Here is a 17,407-nt window from a genome sequence, read left to right on the forward strand (position 1 = left end):
ATATCGAGATTAAAATCCAGGCAAGGACAAGAGTTGCCTGATGTATGAGCGGCCGCTTATAAGACGAGGTGGCTGGCAGATCTCCGTCGGACGGTCCGGGGCAGGATCGCAGGCGGGCGGAAGGCGGGCTGTTCCATCCGGTTCGCGCACGCGGGCTGGTCTCTCCCGGGAATGAGATACGATTTTGGCAGACGTGATATTGGTCGAGGACAACGTCGCCCTCAGGAAAAGTCTTGCTGACTGTCTGACCGTGCTCGGTCATCGGGTGACCGAAGCCGGGGATGCGGTCGAACTTTACCAGCTTATCGGCCAGCAAGTGTTCGATGTTGCCGTCGTGGACGTCAACCTTCCTCATCACAGCGGGTTTTCCATCACCGAGTATCTGTCCGGACAAACCCGGACGGCGGTGATCATTACCACCGTAAGGGATGCGGTTGAAGATCGCGTGCGTGCCTATCAGAGCGGCGCCGACATCTATATGGCCAAGCCCGTCGAGCCGGAAGAGCTTTCCGCGGCGATCCAGCATCTCGCCGGACGCCGCCGCGCCGGTGACGAAGGCGGGGGCGCGCAAGGCGAGCAGGGCTGGGTGTTCCAGACGCAATCCATGATGCTGACGGCGCCGAATGGCGAGGCCGTTCGGCTGAGCCGCCGCGAGGCCTTGTTCGTCGAGCACATGGTGCGTTCGGAGAGTGACGTCGTCGGCCGTCAGGAAATCTTCGCAGCCCTTGGGGAGCCGGACAACGAGACTTCGAGAAGCCGTCTCGACGTGCTCCTGAGCCGGCTGCGCTCCAAGGTGCTTTCCGGCACCAAGGCCAGTCTCCCCGTGATTACCGCGCACAACACCGGCTTCAGCCTGTCGGCTCCCTTCCATTTGAGGTGATGCCGGCACATGCAATGCCGGCGGGTGCGGCAGCGCTGTCAGGTCGATGGAGAGAACCGGCCATGATCTGACTCTGCGGCATCGCGCGCATTCGGATTTTTTTGCGCCTTTTAGGATAGTTTCGGCGCCGATGTTGGTTCCTTCCCCTTCGTTGTCTTGCTTCTCCTTTTGCGGATCATCTTGTTTTTTCGGAATTTCATAGGTTGTCGATTTGAATAACATTAATTTCTAGTATTTTCTTTTATTTATTTATCAATACTTATTTATTTTTCAAAATTATAAGTATTTACTTGAAATGAAAGATATCTTTCGGAATGTAGTTTGGATTTTCCATTATACTATATTTTATTATTTTGGGGTTTAACTTAGTCTCACCAATGAAATGCGGGCGAATCGCTCTTGTTCGGGCGATGGGCTGGTTGGGGCGAGTGAAGTGACTTGTGGCGTCATTGTTCCGGTGCGGGGGCTCCGGGCATGCGATGCCGCACCAATCTGCGTCCAATCGGCGTCTGCTTCCTTACTTGCGTTGTCCCGTCCGCGGCGGCGCGGGTCCAGCTTATTGAGCAGAGGTTTGCCCGATGCAGCGTGAATTTCCTTCCGTCTATGCGTTTTCGCGACGTGTCGTCCCCACGGGGCTCAGGTATGTCGTGGGGCTGCCATTCGCGGCGTTGCTGCTGTCGGGGACGTCGCTGACGCCGGCAATGGCATATTGCAACGTAATCGATGGAGTGGCGACCTGCATGGGCGCCGACCCCATGCCGATTGTCTATGACGATTACTCGCAAGACAGGGTGACTACGGTCAACCTGCGGCAGGTTCCCGAGACCATCGATGCAACTCGTGGCGGTGACGGCTTTGGTCCGGCCGTCTATATCCGCGACAAGGGTGGAGCGACGCCGGTTCCCGGCGATTGGTCGACCCACAATCAGGACGGTCAGAAAGGCGTGGACGGCGACGCGGGGCAATCGCTCTCCGCCACGGTCACCCTCGATTATGGTTTCGACATCACCGGAGCGAGCGCTGTCGAGCTCGTTACCCAAGGTTGGCATGGCAGCGCCGGGCACGAAGATGTGCACTTCGACAAGCATGCCCAAGGCGGCTGGGGTGGCGACGGCGGTGCGGGCGGCGATCTGGTTTTCGAGGCCAAATACGACGGGAAGCCAGCCACCAAGAAGGTCGGCGCGATCAAGGCGACGGGCAAGCGATCAGACTCGCGCGGCATCCAGCTCACCACTTTTGGTGGCAACGGTGGCCTGGGCGGCTGGGCGGAGTCGGACGGCGGACTGGATGATGCCAAGGGCGGCATTGGAGGCGCGGGCGGCGCCGGCGGCAGCGTCACGCTCTCCCTGCTTGACGGACACTATCTGGACTACAACGGCGCGAGTTTCGGCATTCAGGTCCTCTCCCAAGGTGGGTACGGCGGGGGAGGAGGCTATGGTGATGTCAGTGGGGCGAACACGTCCTACGGCGGTTCAGGTTTCATGGGCGGTGATGGCGGCGACATCACCGTTTCCGCGAAAGAAACGCTCAGCAAAATCACCACCACGGGGTTTGTCGGGATCGAGATCGCCAGCCTGGGCGGCGATGGTGGTACCGGCGGCAATGGCAACTATGCCGGCGATGGCGGCGCTGCGGGGGCAGGCGGAAACATCACCGCCGACCTGATGGTCGACGTCACCACGACCGGGGCCAACGCCTACTACGGAATCTATCTTAAGAGCGCCAGTGGCGTTACAGGCGAGAGCGGCAACGGGAGTCACGCCGGAGACCCGGGCAAGCCGAAAGATGCGGGCACAGTAACCCTCACCCTGACGTCTTCGAGCGTTGTGACGGACAATAGCGAAGCAGATGCGATCCTTCTGCAGAGCATTGGCGGCATGGGCGGTGCCGGCGGGGATGCCTCGGGATTCATCGCCTATGGAGCGACGGGAGGTGTGGGCGGAAACGGCAACACGGTGACCGCGACGTTGATCTCGTCGGCTCTTTCGACCAAGGGGGCGCACGCGAATGCCCTCTATGCCCAGTCCATCGGCGGTGGCGGCGGCAAGGCCGGCAAGACCTCGGGGGTTATAGCGGCCCTGGCCGCAGATGCCGGCGCCGGTGGCGACGGCGGCACCGTCAACGTCACACTGACTGACAGCATACTCGAGACGACAGGCCTCAATTCGGCCGGGGTCAAGATTCACGCCATCGGCGGTGGCGGCGGCAGCTCCGGGGCATCCGACGGCTTCTACGCCGTCGGTGGCCAGGCCGGTCTTGGCGGCAATGGCGGGGCTGTCAATCTCAACCTGGACGGCGCCACCATCAACACCATGGGGGCGAATTCGGTCGGCATCCTTGTGGAGAGCATCGGTGCCGGCGGCGGCGACGCCTATTCGCCGAGCGGTGCGTTTGCCTTCGGTCAGAATGGTGGCGGCGGCGGCAACGGAGACAAGGTAACTTTCACGAGCAAAGGCTTCTCCCTCGTGACCCAGGGGGACCACGCAGACGGCGTGATCCTGCAGTCGATCGGCGGTGGCGGCGGCAAGGGAGCAAGCTCCTTTGCAGCGATCGACATCATCGAGCCGCTGCTTGGTACGAGCGGAGGGGCAGGCGGCTTTGGCGGCGACATCAGCTTCACCGGATCGTCGCACGACAGTATCACGACCGGTGGCGACCATGCGCGCGGCTTCTTCGCCCAGTCGCTGGGCGGTGGCGGTGGCATCGGGGGCAATACGGTCTCGATTGATATCGGTCTCACGTTCAATTCACAAAGTGGATCGAGTTCATTCGGCATTGGCCAGAATGGCGGCACCGTAGCGGGGTCGGTCGGCGGGGCCATCTCAACGGCTGGAGACAATTCGGCCGGCTCGCTCATCCAGTCGATCGGCGGCGGCGGCGGCGCGTCCGGAAACAGCATCGAGGCTGGCGTTTCACTTGAATTCAACCACGACATGGGATCGGACGGCGGAACGGGGGGCAACGGCGGCACGGTCGACTTCACCAACAACGCGAAGATCACCACGCTCGGGCGAGATTCCGACGGCATCCTCGCCCAGTCCGTTGGCGGCGGTGGCGGCCAGTCGAGCACCGTGATCGACGCCAATGTCGGTGTAAACATTGGCCAGTATGGCACAACGCAGGGCGCCCAGGGCGGCATCGGTGGCAGTGGCGGGAAGGTAACTGTTACCTCCAATGGAGACATTTCCACCACCGGCGACCAGTCGCTCGGCATTCTGGCCCAGTCGCTGGGCGGCGGCGGCGGCAAGTCCGGGATGACCATCGACGGCGATATTTCGGTTTCGCTTGGTGCGGTGACGCTCGGTCAGTCGGGCGGCGGCGGTGGCCAAGGCGGCGATGTCGAGGTTGTCAACAAGGGCAGTATCACGACCGCCGGCCACCTGGCCGCGGCTATCGTCGCGCAGTCAATCGCCGGTGGTGGCGGCCAGGCGGGCATGACCGTCAATGGCAACATCGGGCTGTCGCTTGACTACACTCATGGCGGTGACGGCGGCGAGGGCGGAGAGGCTGGCGATGTCAAGGTCACCAACAACGCAGATCTCGAAACCCAGGGCGATGGCGCCTTCGGCATCTTGTTGCAGTCGCTTGGCGGTGGCGGCGGCAACGGCGGACTGACGGCCAATGGCGCGGTGAGCGTCGTCAATGTCATGATTGGCGTGGGCGGCGACGGCGGTATTGGCGGGACTTCCGGCACGGCCGATGTCACCAACACGGCCAAGATCAACACAAAGGGCAATTATGCCGTCGGCATTCTGGTCAATGTGACGGGCGGTTCCGGTGGCAGTGCGGGAATGCTGGCGCAGGGGTCGGGGACGGGCGGACCCATTTCCGGCGCCATCTCCGTCGCCGTTGGAGGCAGCGGCGGCGCGGGTGGCAAGGGCGGCAGTGCCACGGCCACCAACTCTGGTGCGATCGAGACGTCGGGCTATGCGGCATCCGGCATCGTGGTCCAGTCGATGGGCGGCAACGGCGGCATGGGCGGCGCGGTCTATGCCGGTACGCTCAACGTCTCCACCGAAGGCAGCGGCACGGTCAACGTGACGGTCGGAGGCGACGGCGGCGACAGCGGCCAGGGCGGGGATGTCACAGTCACGAACCATGGCAGCGTCACGACCCACGGTCACTATGCGGATGCGATCTACGCGCAATCGGTGGGCGGCAACGGTGGCTCGGGCGGGCTGAGCTATGGCGCGGAGATCGGTGTCGACTTCGGTGGAACGGTCCAGTCCAATGTCCAGGTCGGCGGCACAGGCGGCTCCGCGGCCGTCGCCGGTGATGTTTCGGTGACGAATACGAGCCAGTTGGCCACGACCGGTGGCAATTCTCACGGCATCTTTGCCCAGTCCATTGGCGGAAACGGCGGCGATGGTGGTGCCGGCTACGGCTTCTTTGGCAACTTCGGCCGCGAGAAGGAGAAATATCTCAAGATTGCGCTCAACTCGCAAGTTGGCGGCTATGGCGGCACAGGCAGTCACGCCGGCACCGTTACCATCGACAACAGCGGCAAGATTTCCACTGCTCAGGACACGTCCTACGGAATCTTCGCGCAGTCGGTGGGTGGCGGCGGCGGCGACGGCGGCAATGCGGGCGCTTATTCCATCGGCTACACGCACACGCCCAAAAACGAGGAAGGCGAGGAGGCGGAGTCCAAGGGCGTCACCATTTCCTACACGATGGGTGGCTTCGGCGGTGGTGGTGGTCATGGCGACACGGTCAATGTCACCAATGGCAAGGGCGCTGACATCACGACCAGCGGCACCGCTTCCTATGCGATCTTCGCCCAGTCGGTTGGCGGGTCGGGCGGTATCGGCGGCAATGGCGAACCTGACCTCAAGGGGTGGCTTGCCGATGTCTATGAGGTTTACGAGCAAATCAATACGGCCAAGGAGATCTACGAGCAGGTCAAGGGATTCCCGAAGAGCCTGATCGAGAGCTTCTCGGTCAATGTGGGCGGTGGTGCCGGGGACGCCAGCAACGGCGGCGACGTGATCGTGTCGAATGAAAGCAACATCACGACACTCGGCAGTTCGGGAACGGGCATCTTTGCTCAGTCGGTCGGCGGCGGTGGTGGTTCCGGCGGCGATGGTTCGCAGGGGCTTCTGACCTCGCTTACCGTTGCCGGCAGCTCGGGCGGCGGCGGTGACGGCGGAACAGTAAATGTCACCAACACCGGGACGATTTACACTGAAGGTGAGGGCGCGATGGGCATCTTTGCCCAATCGCTCGGCGGCGGTGGTGGCGCGGTCGGCGACATCGAGACGACCCTTGAGCATGAACTCGACAATCTTTGGGAGACCGTCGGTTCGCTCATTTTCAAGCCGGAAAGCGGCGGTGATGGCGGCGACGGCGGCGATGTCACGGTCACCATGTCGGGGACCATCACCACGAGCGGAAAGAATGCCCACGGCATCTTCGTCCACTCGGTTGGCGGCGGCGGTGGCGCGCAGGGCGAGCTCCTCCTGGAATTTGCGGAGGACAATCCGGGTTATATCGGCAGCGAGGGCCTGGACGGCAATGGCGGTTTCGTGGACATCGCTGTCGACAACAAGGGAGTGGTCGACGTCCAGGGCGAGGGTGCGGTCGGCATTTTTGCACAGAGTGCGTCAGGCGGCGGCGAAAGCTACTCCAAGGGCGTCCGGATCACCGTCGACGGCACGGTGCGGGCGGAAGGCGCGAAGAGCCGGGCGATCCTGGCCCAGGCCTCGAGCAGCTACGAGCACGATCCTGATGGCAAGAACCCGCAGGAAGCCGTCGTCCAAATCAACATCAAATCCGGAGCCCTGGTCGAGACGACCTCGGCGGATGCCTACGAGACCATTGCCATCAAGGGTGGACGGACTGTCCTGCTCGACGGCTCAATCTATCGCTCCAACAATATCTACAACAAAGGCGCTCTGAGGAGCGCCGACATCGGTTCGGTGGTGGTGCGCAACGATAAGACGGCCTCGCTCACCATCGTCAACGATGGCGGAAGCTTCATGGGGTCGGTCGCCCTCGACAGCGCCAATGCGCAGGGGTTCTACAACATCGATGGCGGCGTCGCAGAGCTGGGCACCAGCTTTGACCTTGGCGGCCATGCGAACTCCGAGTTCCAGAACAGCGCGGTCATGAGTGCCGGCAAGGTGGGCGAGATCGCAACCTCGCGGGTGACGACGGGATCGTTCACCCAGGATGGGACGGGCATCTACAAGGTGGATGCGCTCTTCGACGCCGCCGGCAACATCACCCACGACAAGATCGTGGTCGATGTTCACGGTAAAGACGGCCAGGTATCACTTGCCGGTACGATCGAGGCGAACTGGGCCAAGGAGACGGTGATGCCTGATGGCCACGTCGGCTTTATGTCCGTTCTGGCGACGGTGGGCGGTGGCGGAGCCATCGATATCACCGGCCTGACGGTCGCAAATACGGCCGCCGTCAGCTATTCGGTCGCGAACAAGGACAACAACACGCGGGTCGAGGTCGATTATACGGTCGACTATTCCGGCAAGACCAGCGGCGTACAGCTTGGCAAGAACGCACAAGAGTTCGCGAGCTTCTACAGCAAGGCCCTTCAAGCGATCGAGACCGGTCCCCAGTCGCTGGAACTGAAGACGGCTCTCAAGGCGATCTCCCACAAGTTCCTCAATGCCCGTACAGGCGAGGAACTGGCGCAACACTATCTCGACCATTCGGCCGGGCAAAGCCTGTCGAACGCCACGGCTGCGGTTGCCTCGTCGCAGGCACTGCACCGCCTGCTGCAGAGCTGCCCGACGCTTGATCCGAACCTCGGCGAGGACTTCTTTCGCCAGCGCGACTGCGTATGGATGCAGGCGATCGGCAACCGCCACTTCGAGGCCGCCACATCGAACAGCCGTGCGTTCCGCGAGGACACGACCGGCATTGCGGGCGCCTTCCAGAAGGAGATCCTGGACGATACCTTCATCGAGGTCGGCGGACAGCTCGAGTACATCAAGGTCAAGAGCAGCACCTACGGCCAGAGCGGCACGCGGTTCAGCGCCGGTGTCGCACTGAAGCGGGAGGTCGGTCCGATGACCTTCTCGACCACTGTCGGTGGTGGTGTCTACGATCTCGACCAGAGCCGCTACTATGCCCTGGGGGCGACCAGCCATGTCGCCACCGCGGACATCAAGGGCCGGTTCCTCACGGCGGAGGCGCGTGTCTCCTCTGTGTTCGAGCAGCATGGTTTCTACGCCAAGCCCGCGGTCGCCCTGTCGGTGACCCGCTTGTGGCAGGACAGCTACAGCGAACGCGGCTCGGGTGCCTTGAACTGGAACGTCGGCGGTATCTCGAAGACGTCGGTGGCGGTGGCCCCGATCCTGGAGGTCGGTCGCGCCTTCAACGTTCAGGACCGCCCGACCGTGGCCTTCCTGCGGGCCGGTCTGACGGCGCAGCTCACCAATCCGTCTGTTTCGAACTCGGCCGTGCTGGCCGGCACGGACGCGTCCTTCGGCAGCCTGTCCTCGACGACGAGCCCGGACCGTATGCGGGCGGACTTTGCGGCCGGCTTCGACATGGATGTGAGCGAGCGGTTCTCGGTGTCCGTGCTCGGGCAGGCGGGCTTCAGCGAGAACACCACCGACTTTGGCGGCTACGCGCGCATGAAGCTGCGTTTCTGAGCCGAAGGCTTTCGGCCGGCCTCCGGGACAAACGGTCCGGAGAGCCGAGACGCGGGAGGGCGGCCCCAAGGGGCCGCCCTTCTTTCGTTTTGCCGCTCAGGCGAAGACCTTGCGAAGCATCGGCACGCGGGCAAGCACCAGCAGGTCGAGCGCCATCACCGCGACAAGCGTGAGGCCGACGAGCGGGAAAGCGAGGGACACGACGAGCATCACCAGCATGGCGCTGCGCCAATGCGGTATGCCGCCGGGAACCCGCGGCGTGAAGAGCCGCGCGCCGGCCCGCGCCGGGCGGCGCATCCACCACATCGCCAGCCCGCTGATGCTCATGAAGACAACGGCGAGGCAGAACAGGGTGTTGAGCGCGATGTTCCACAGACCCATGTCGCCCTCGTGGAAGGCGATGCCGACGGCCATCGCCTTGCCGGGGAGCGAATAGTCGGCGAAGCCCACGTCGGCGAGGATGCGGCCGGTATGGCGGTCGACATGCACTGTCCGGTCCGAGGTCGGCGTCTCGGCGTCATTGCTCATCGTGTCCTGGTTGATGGTCCATACACCGGTCTCGCCAGCAGGGAAGGAGACGCGGAAGCGCCCCTGGTAGCCGAGGCGGGCGGCGAGCCCGTCGATGGCGTCGATGGTGACGGGTGTGCCCGGCGCAATGCCCTGCACGCCGGCCTGGGAACCCGAGGCCGGCATCGGCGTCTGCTCGAGAGCCCAGGGGACGTTCTTCGGCCCGCCATGGTTCATCGCCGCGTGAATGTCATCGGAGAGGGGGACATTGTCCCACTTTTCCGCCGGAAACGTGCTCCAGGCCTGAACGAACTTCTCGCCCCAGATGCCGGTCCAGGACATTCCCGAGAGCAGGAACACGACGAGCAGGGCGGAGATGTAGAAGCCGACGGCGCGGTGCAGACCCTTCCAGCGGTTCCGACCGTTGCCGGCCGTCCTGGCGAGCAGGACGTTCGCCCAGCTCTCGCCGCGCGGCCACCACAGATAGAGACCGGTGATCACCAGCACGATGCCGAAGCCGGCGGCGATCTCGATCAGCCGATCGCCGGCGTTGCCGATCAGGAGTGTTCCGTGGATGTTGTCGGCGAAGTCGTACCAGCCGTCGCGGCGGTCCCAACTCTCGAGGACCTTGCCCGTGTAGGGATCGACGGCGACCATTTTCTGCACGCCCTCGGAGGCGATGCGAAACACCGACGCACGGTCGTCCCGGTCCGGTTTGATCCATTCGACCAGCCGCCCGCCCGGGACCGCCCCAAGGGCGGCATCGGCCTGTGTGGCTACGGCAAGCACATGCGCCTGCGCGGGAACCGCGACGGCGATCTTCTCGCCGTCACGCCCCGAGAAGGCGGAGATGTAGAGCATCATCAGGCCGGTAACGGCCAGCATGACGAGGAAGGGCGCCACATAGAGGCCGGCATAGAAATGCCATCGCCACGCGGCGAGATAGAAACGTCGGTCGGCGGCCGGTGCGGCGGCCCGGCCGTGAAGGGTGTCCGTGGTCATGTCCTGCGTCTCCAGTACGCGACAGGCCGTGCGCCGGCGATGCGGGCGCGCCTGCTGGAAGAAAGTCCGTGAATTGCGGAAGCTCAGAGCGTCAGGAGACGGGGAGGCGCGCGGGCGCCGAGCGGCAGGCCCTGCCAGTGCGGATGAAACGCCGCCGGCTGCAACTCGCGCGTCGGCGCAGAGGCGGGGGGCGCGGGAAGGTCGAACGAAATGTCGGCCGCGGCAAGGGCGGTGACGACGGGCGCGAAAACGCACAGGCTGGCGTGGCGCTCGTCCGGATCGTCCGGGTTGAGGGGCTCCTCCACCTCGCGACCGGAGGCGTCGAGAAGGACCGTGCGCAATCCTTCGGAGGTGCAAAGGACGACGGAGATATGACCGTCGGCGTCGCGCCCGGGCATCATGCCGCGCGGCATCAGCGACGACAGCACAAGCAGGAAAACGAGGGCGAGCGTCAGCTCCGGTCGAAATGACCGGTTCCCGAAAGCACGTCTCGATTGTCCGCCGTGTTTCATCGCAGCCCCGTCCCGCAGCTCGTTCCTACGAAAGCGCGGCGGCTCTGGCAATCATCGATCTTCGGAAAGCGGTGCCGCGTCGGGCGGTGCTTCGGCAGCGACGGCGGTCTTCTCGCCGATGAGTTCGAAGATGGCGACGGGGCGGGTGCGTCCCTTGGCGTGGGCGGTGCCGAGCGGGCGAAAGTCGATCTTGTCATTGCAGCGTTCGACAACGGCGGAGCTGGCGATGGCGACGGTTCCAAGCTCCTTGTTCATGCCCTCGAGCCGCGAGGCGACGTTGATGGTGTCGCCCATGCCGGTGTACTGCAGACGCTCGGTGGCGCCGACGCTGCCGACCACCGCCTGGCCGGAATGGATGCCGTATCTCGTGCGAAACGCCGGCAATCCCTTGCGAAGCTGTTCTGCGTTGAATTCCGCCAGCCGGCGCTCGACGTCGAGCGCGCACAGGCAGGCCTTGAACGCATGGTCCGGATCGGTGAGCGGCGCGTTCCACATGGCATAGACGGAATCGCCCAGGAACTGGATGATCGTCCCGTCATGGGCGTTCACCGAGGCGTCGAAGACGTCGAAATAGCCGGAGAGCATCTCGACGAGTTCTTCCGGCGAGTGGTTCTCGCTGATGGTGGTGAAATCGTAGATGTCGGTGAACATCGCCGTCACATCCTCGCGCCGCGCCGACCGGCCCTTGAAGTAGCCGGCTTCGATACCCTTGCGGACGAACTCTTTCGGCACGTAGAGGGCGAAGGTGAAGATCGCGTCCTGGGCGCGCCCGATCGCCCAGCCGAGGCGGGAGATCTCGGTTACGCGCGAACGGACCTCTATCGGCTCGGAAAAATCGAGGCTCTGCATGCGCCGCGCCCCGAGGGTCAGGATTTGCAGCGAGTGGGAGATGAAGCGGGACAGCAGGAGCGCCAGGACGATTGCCGCCAGAACCACCGCAAGGGCAACCAGCAACCCGTGCTGCAGATCGCTATTGGCGTCGGCGAGCAACTCGTCGAGGGGACTTGCGACCACCACCCGGTGGCTGGCGAGAAGCTGGCTGCCGACCGGTTGCCCGGCTGTCACCAGATAGGCGCGGCCGCCGATCTCGATGCGCTGGGCACTGCCAGTCGCCTCCATGGCAGGCGCCAGCATGTCCGAGGTCCAGCCCGAGTGGGATCCGTTCGCGCCGCCGGCGAGCGCGAGGCGTTCCGGCCCGGCCTCGACGACGATCCGGCCCTGCGCGTTCAGAATGAAGGCGCGGGTGTCCTGCGTCACCCGCCCGCTGGCGAGGAGGTCGGTGACCGTCGTCAGGATCACGTCTGCGCCGACGACGATCGATGGATCGCCCTTGTGCGCCCGTGCGATTGTCATGCCGAGTTCGTGGGTCGTGGCCATGTCATAGGGGCCAACGGCGATTACCCGGGAATGGGCGGCCTCGCGGGCGGCGGCGTACCAGGGCCGCGTGCGCGGGTCGTAGTCGGTTTCAGGGCCGAACGCCCGTGAGATCTCCCGACCGTCCGCATCGAGAAAGGCCAGCTGCGAACGCCGGTTCGGCGCGACGGGCGGGGTGAACATGCGCACGGCAAGGACCGCGTCGTCCGGGGCACTGAGGGCTTTGCGCCAGCCGGCGCCCGACAGTTTCAGGACATGGATGAAGCTGCCGTCGGGATAGCCGGCATAGAGGCCGTCAAGGTGCGGCGCGTGGGAAAGCGCCGCGCTCAGGACAGCGACCTTGTCGGGCGTGCGCTCCGGAGGCGCGGCCAGGAAGGCATTGTCGACGGACGTCAAGAGATCGACCGGCGCGACGGTCTCGGCCGAGAGAGCCGCGAGGCGGTCGGCGAGGCGCTGCGAGAAACTGGTTGTTTCGCGGGTGGCCGCGGCGATGGCATCCGCCCGCCCGCGGGTGAAATCCAGCGTCACCAGGATGCCCGATACGAGCACGATGAGCGTGATCGTCGACACGGCCAGAATGGTGCCGAGCGATACGGTCAGCCGGGCAGTGCGCGGTTTTCTTTGCTCCGACGACATCGCAATCAGTTCCCCCCCTGGAGTTGCCGGCATTCCGGCGGCTTCGCCGCGCCGCACCGAGCCGGCCGATGCGATGAAAAGCGAATAGTCTTCATATCTTCTGAATATCTCGGAAGCATGGTTCGGGAGCGCTCGGCAAGGTCCGTTGCCGGCGCGCCCGCAGCCCCCGGTTGCGGTCGCACTTTCGAGTTCCAAAGGAGACTTCCGTGAAGCGAATGTCCATTTCCTGCCTGGCCCTGTTGGCTGCCTCCCTGGCGCCGACGGCAGGTGCCTTTGCACAGGACAGCGCCGACCGTATCTGGTCCGGTGGCCCGATCCTGACCATGGACGACACGCAGCCCCGCGTCGAGGCCGTTGCCGAGAAGGATGGAGAGATCGTCGCCGTCGGCTCAGAGCAGGACGTGATGAAGCTCAAGGGCAAGGCAACGAAGGTGATCGACCTGCAGGGGCGCACCATGCTGCCCGGCTTCGTCGATGCCCACGGCCACGCCTTCATGATCGGCATTCAGGCGGCCTCGGCGAACATTCAGCCGGCACCGGATGGACCGGTCAACGATATCGCCGCGCTCCAGGTCGCGCTCGAGGACTGGGCGAAGGCCAATCCCGACCGGGTCAAGCGCCTCGGTACCATCCTCGGGTTCGGCTATGACGACGCCCAGCTCAAGGAACAGCGCCATCCGACGCGCGAGGACCTAGACAAGGTGTCGACGGACATGCCGGTGATGATCATTCACCAGTCTGGCCATCTCGGCGTGATGAACTCCAAGGCGCTTGAGCTTGCCGGCATCACCGCCGACACGACGGATCCCGAGGGCGGCAAGATCCGTCGCAAGGATGGCTCCAACGAGCCGAACGGTGTGCTTGAGGAGGCGGCCTTCTTCGGTGCGGCGCTCAAGCAGCTCAGCGACCTCGACAAGGATGGCGCGCAAGAGCTGTTCGTCGCCGGGACGGAGCTTCTGGCGAGCTTCGGCTACACCACGGGGCAGGAGGGGCGCTCGACGCCCAACGTCGTGAAGATCATGCAGACGGCCTCCGACGCCGGCCGCACCAAGATCGACATCGTCACCTATCCGGACGTGCTGCTCGACCGCGACCTGATTCTCAAGGGCCAGTCGCGCACGTACAAGAACCGGTTCCGCATAGCGGGCGCCAAGCTCACGATCGACGGCTCGCCGCAGGGCTTCACCGCGCTGCGTGATCGGCCGTATTACAATCCGCCGGAAACCTACCGTGCCGATTATGCCGGTTATGCGGCGGCAAACAGCGACCAGGTGTTCGACGCCGTCGACTGGGCCTTTGGCAATGGCGTGCAGATCATCACGCATTCGAACGGCGAGGGCGCGTCGGACATGCTGATCGCCGCGATCCGCACTGCGGAGGAGAAATACGGCAAGGCCGATCGGCGTCCGGTGCTGATCCACGGCCAGTTCCTGCGCAAGGATCAGGTCGCCGCCTTCGACGAGCTGGATGTCTTCCCCTCGCTCTTCCCGATGCACACGTTCTACTGGGGCGACTGGCACCGCGACCGCACGGTCGGTCCGGTCAACGCGGAAAATATCTCGCCGACGGGCTGGGTGCGCGAGCGCGGCATGATGTTCTCCTCGCATCATGACGCGCCGGTGGCCTTCCCCGATTCCATGCGCATCCTTGATGCGACCGTCACGCGGCGCACGCGCTCGGGCGACATCCTTGGGCCCGACCAGCGCGTCGACGTGATGACCGCGCTGAAGGCGATGACGATCTGGCCGGCCTACCAGCACTTCGAGGAAAACCGGAAAGGCTCGATCACGCTCGGCAAGGTCGCCGATTTCGTCATCCTCTCCAAGGACCCGACAGCCATCGATCCGGAGACGCTCGACACGCTCAAGGTGATGGAATCGATCAAGGACGGCGAGACCATCTACACGCGACAGGAGGACGAGACGCCTGGCAAGCAGGGTGCGCTCCAGCCGCTTCCCTATGGCGGCGGCGACACCTTCGGCAACTTCCTGCGCCATGCCTCGCATGAGGCGGAGAGCGCCGGGGGGCATGTGCACGGGCCGGACATCTATTTCACGGCCCTGGCCAAGGGGCTCGCGCGTCACGGCGACTGAGTGCCGACGGCAACGCGCTGAAACGAAAGGGCCGCGGGGGATACCTCCCGCGGCCCTCTTCATTGGTAGTGTGTCATCCCGGGGTGCCCGCCGGCCTTGGCTGGGCTGTTCAGAACTCGCGCACCATGTGACCTTCGCCGACGGGATACATGCGCGAGGGCGGGCGTTGCCAGTCGAGTGGGCGCACGGGGCTGCGGAGTTCGTCCGTGATCAGCCCGCTGCGCTTGTGCTTCTGGCGGGGGTCAGGTACCGGCACCGCGTCGATCAGCTTCTTCGTATAGGGATGCTGCGGATTGCGCAGGATGGCATCGCGCGGACCGATCTCCACGATTTCGCCAAGCAGCATCACCGCGATCCGGTGGCTCACCCGTTCCACCACGGCGATGTCGTGGCTGATGAACAGATAGGCGAGGCCGAGCTCGCGCTGCAGGTCGAGCATCAGGTTCACCACCTGCGCCTTGATCGAGGCATCGAGGGCGGAAACGGATTCATCGGCCACGATCAGTTTCGGCTCGAGCGCCAGGCTTCTGGCGATGCAGATGCGCTGACGCTGCCCGCCGGAGAACTCGTGCGGAAAGCGCAAGGCGTGTTCTTCCTGCAGGCCGACCAGATCGAGAAGCTGTGTCACCCGGTCGGCGATCGCGGCGTCTTCCATCAAGCCGTGCACGCGGATCGGCTCGGCGATGGCGGAGCCGACCGCCTGGCGCGGATTGAGCGAACCGTAGGGGTCCTGGAAGATCATCTGCAGTCGCCGTCGGGCGTGACGCAGCTCTGGATGGCTCGCGTCCATCAGGTCCTTGCCCTCGAACAGGATCTCGCCGCCGGCGGGCTGCACCAGCCGCAGGATGGAGCGGCCCGTCGTGGACTTGCCGCAGCCCGATTCGCCGACGAGCGCGAGCGTTTCGCCGGCCGCGAGCGTCAGCGACACGTCTTCCACCGCATGAACGTTGCCGACCGGGCGGTTGAGCAGACCGCCACGCACCGTGAAGCGGGTGGTCAGGTTGCGCACCTCCAGCAGCGTCTTGCCGCGTTCGTCGGGCTCATTGTCGGGTTCCGGCCCCACGCCGTTGGCATCCAGCGTCGGGAAGCGGCGCGGGGTGCGTGTGTCGCCGAGCCCGCCGAGCTTCGGCACGGCGCCGAGCAACATCTTCGTGTAGGAGTGTTTCGGGGCGGCGAAGAGATCGGCGACGGGTGCTTCCTCGACCTTGTCGCCGCGCAGCATGACCACCACCCGGTCGGCGATCTCGGCGACGACGCCCATGTCGTGGGTGATGAACATCACCGCCATGCCGATCTCTTTCTGCAGCTCGTGCACGAGCTCGAGGATCTGCGCCTGGATGGTGACGTCGAGCGCCGTGGTCGGCTCGTCGGCAATCAGCAGCTTCGGCTGGCAGGCGAGCGCCATGGCGATCATCGCGCGCTGGCGCATGCCGCCGGAGAAACTGTGCGGATATTCGCCGATGCGTCGCTTCGCATCCGGGATCCGCACCAGGTCGAACAGTCGGAGCACCTCGGTTTCCGCTTCCGACTGGCTCATGCCCCGATGCCGGCGAAGGACTTCGGCGATCTGAAAGCCGATCTTGAGGACGGGGTTCAGGCTCGTCATCGGCTCCTGGAAGATCATGCCGATGTCGCCGCCGCGCACGTCACGCATCCTTTCCTCGTCGAGCGCGAGAAGATCCGTGCCGGCGAGCCGCACCGAGCCTTCGATGAGGCTCGATCCTTCCTGCAGCAGGCGCATTATAGAGAGCGCCGTGACCGACTTTCCAGAACCGCTCTCGCCGACGATGGCGACGGTCTCGCCTCGGTCGATGGTGAAGTCGATGTCGCGGATGACCGGCACCCAGGCGCCGTCGACGCGAAAGGAGGTGGTCAGTCCTTCGACCTTGAGAATGGGCTCGGTCATTGTTCCCCCTTCAGGCGCGGGTCGACCGCATCGCGCAGGCCATCGCCAAGCAGGTTGAGCGAGAAGACGACGATCAGGATCGCGAGCGAGGGGAAGAGCGCCAGCCAGAAGCTGTCGAGAATGTTCTCGAAGCCCTCGCGGATCATGCCGCCCCAGGTTGCCGTCGGCGGGTTGACGCCAAGGCCGATGAAGGCGAGCGAGGCCTCGACGCGGATCGCCGTCGCCAGCCACAGCGAGCCCATCACCAGCACTTCCGGGGCGATGTTCGGCAGGATGTGGCGGAACATCAGGCGGAGGTGCGAGTAGCCGAGCGCATGGCCCGCCTCGATGAACTCGCGGTTCTTGATCGCTATTGTCGGCGCCCTGGCGATGCGCGAGAACGGCGGGATCGCGGTGAGCGCGATGGCGATGACCAGATTCGAGATCGACGGGCCGAGCATGGCGACGACGATCAGGCCGAGGATCAGCGAGGGAAAGGCGAGGAGAACGTCCATCACCTGCATGATCAGCAGGTCGATGCGCCCGCCGAAGTAGCCTGCGATCATGCCGATCAGCGTTCCGATGATCATCGCCGAGCTGATGGCGAGCAGGCCGATGGTGAGTGAAATGCGCGCCCCCCAGAGGATCCGCGAGAGCGTGTCGCGGCCGTAGTAGTCGGTGCCGAACCAATGCGCCTCGGAGGGCGGCTTGAGACGGTAGAGGATGTTCTGGTCGAGCGGGTCGAAGGGCGCGATCACCGGGGCCAGGATCGCCAGCATCGCCACGACGGCGAATACCGCGAGGCCGAACCAGGAGGTCTTGTTGGCGTTGAAGGCCTTGAACAGGCCGCTGGCGAGGGTTGCCAGCGCAAGGCGGTAGTAGGTCATGCGCGACGGGCG

The 17,407-nt window shown here is 64.5% G+C and carries 8 protein-coding genes; 3 read left to right on the forward strand and 5 right to left on the reverse strand.

Annotated elements, in window-relative coordinates; all coding sequences use genetic code 11:
- The first annotated feature begins 193 nt into the window (after window positions 1-193).
- A complete protein-coding gene (locus ACSLUQ_RS00350) occupies window positions 194-880 on the forward strand; it encodes a response regulator transcription factor (RefSeq protein WP_461808453.1) in 687 nt (228 codons plus the stop codon).
- A gap of 740 nt (window positions 881-1,620) precedes the next feature.
- Complete coding sequence (locus ACSLUQ_RS00355) at window positions 1,621-8,499, forward strand: hypothetical protein (RefSeq protein ID WP_461807392.1); 6,879 nt, start codon at window positions 1,621-1,623, stop codon at window positions 8,497-8,499.
- A 96-nt stretch (window positions 8,500-8,595) separates the two neighbouring features.
- On the opposite strand, the gene ACSLUQ_RS00360 is transcribed toward ACSLUQ_RS00355, so the two are convergent.
- The 3 genes from ACSLUQ_RS00360 to ACSLUQ_RS00370 form a co-directional block, all read right to left on the reverse strand.
- Window positions 8,596-10,008 (reverse strand): PepSY-associated TM helix domain-containing protein, encoded by a 1,413-nt coding sequence (locus ACSLUQ_RS00360; RefSeq protein WP_461807393.1) that lies wholly within the window; start codon window positions 10,006-10,008, stop codon window positions 8,596-8,598.
- Between the two features lie 83 nt (window positions 10,009-10,091).
- Window positions 10,092-10,520 carry a DUF2946 family protein gene (locus tag ACSLUQ_RS00365; protein WP_461807394.1) on the reverse strand — a complete coding sequence of 143 codons (429 nt, stop codon included), beginning with the start codon at window positions 10,518-10,520 and terminating at the stop codon, window positions 10,092-10,094.
- Window positions 10,521-10,571: 51 nt separating this feature from the next.
- A complete protein-coding gene (locus ACSLUQ_RS00370; RefSeq protein ID WP_461807395.1) occupies window positions 10,572-12,530 on the reverse strand; it encodes an adenylate/guanylate cyclase domain-containing protein in 1,959 nt (652 codons plus the stop codon).
- A gap of 215 nt (window positions 12,531-12,745) precedes the next feature.
- Here ACSLUQ_RS00370 and ACSLUQ_RS00375 point away from each other — a divergent pair, with 215 nt between their 5' ends.
- Complete coding sequence (locus ACSLUQ_RS00375) at window positions 12,746-14,623, forward strand: amidohydrolase (protein WP_417773534.1); 1,878 nt, start codon at window positions 12,746-12,748, stop codon at window positions 14,621-14,623.
- A 109-nt stretch (window positions 14,624-14,732) separates the two neighbouring features.
- Here ACSLUQ_RS00375 and ACSLUQ_RS00380 read toward each other — a convergent pair whose 3' ends face one another.
- Together ACSLUQ_RS00380 and ACSLUQ_RS00385 are read right to left on the reverse strand one after the other, a co-directional pair.
- On the reverse strand, window positions 14,733-16,529 hold the full coding sequence (locus ACSLUQ_RS00380) for an ABC transporter ATP-binding protein (protein WP_461807396.1): 1,797 nt from the start codon (window positions 16,527-16,529) through the stop codon (window positions 14,733-14,735).
- On the reverse strand, window positions 16,526-17,395 hold the full coding sequence (locus ACSLUQ_RS00385; RefSeq protein WP_461808454.1) for an ABC transporter permease: 870 nt from the start codon (window positions 17,393-17,395) through the stop codon (window positions 16,526-16,528). The genes ACSLUQ_RS00380 and ACSLUQ_RS00385 overlap by 4 nt, the downstream gene beginning before the upstream one ends.
- Window positions 17,396-17,407: the final 12 nt, after the last annotated feature.

It is taken from the genome of Stappia sp. ICDLI1TA098 (assembly GCF_054880955.1).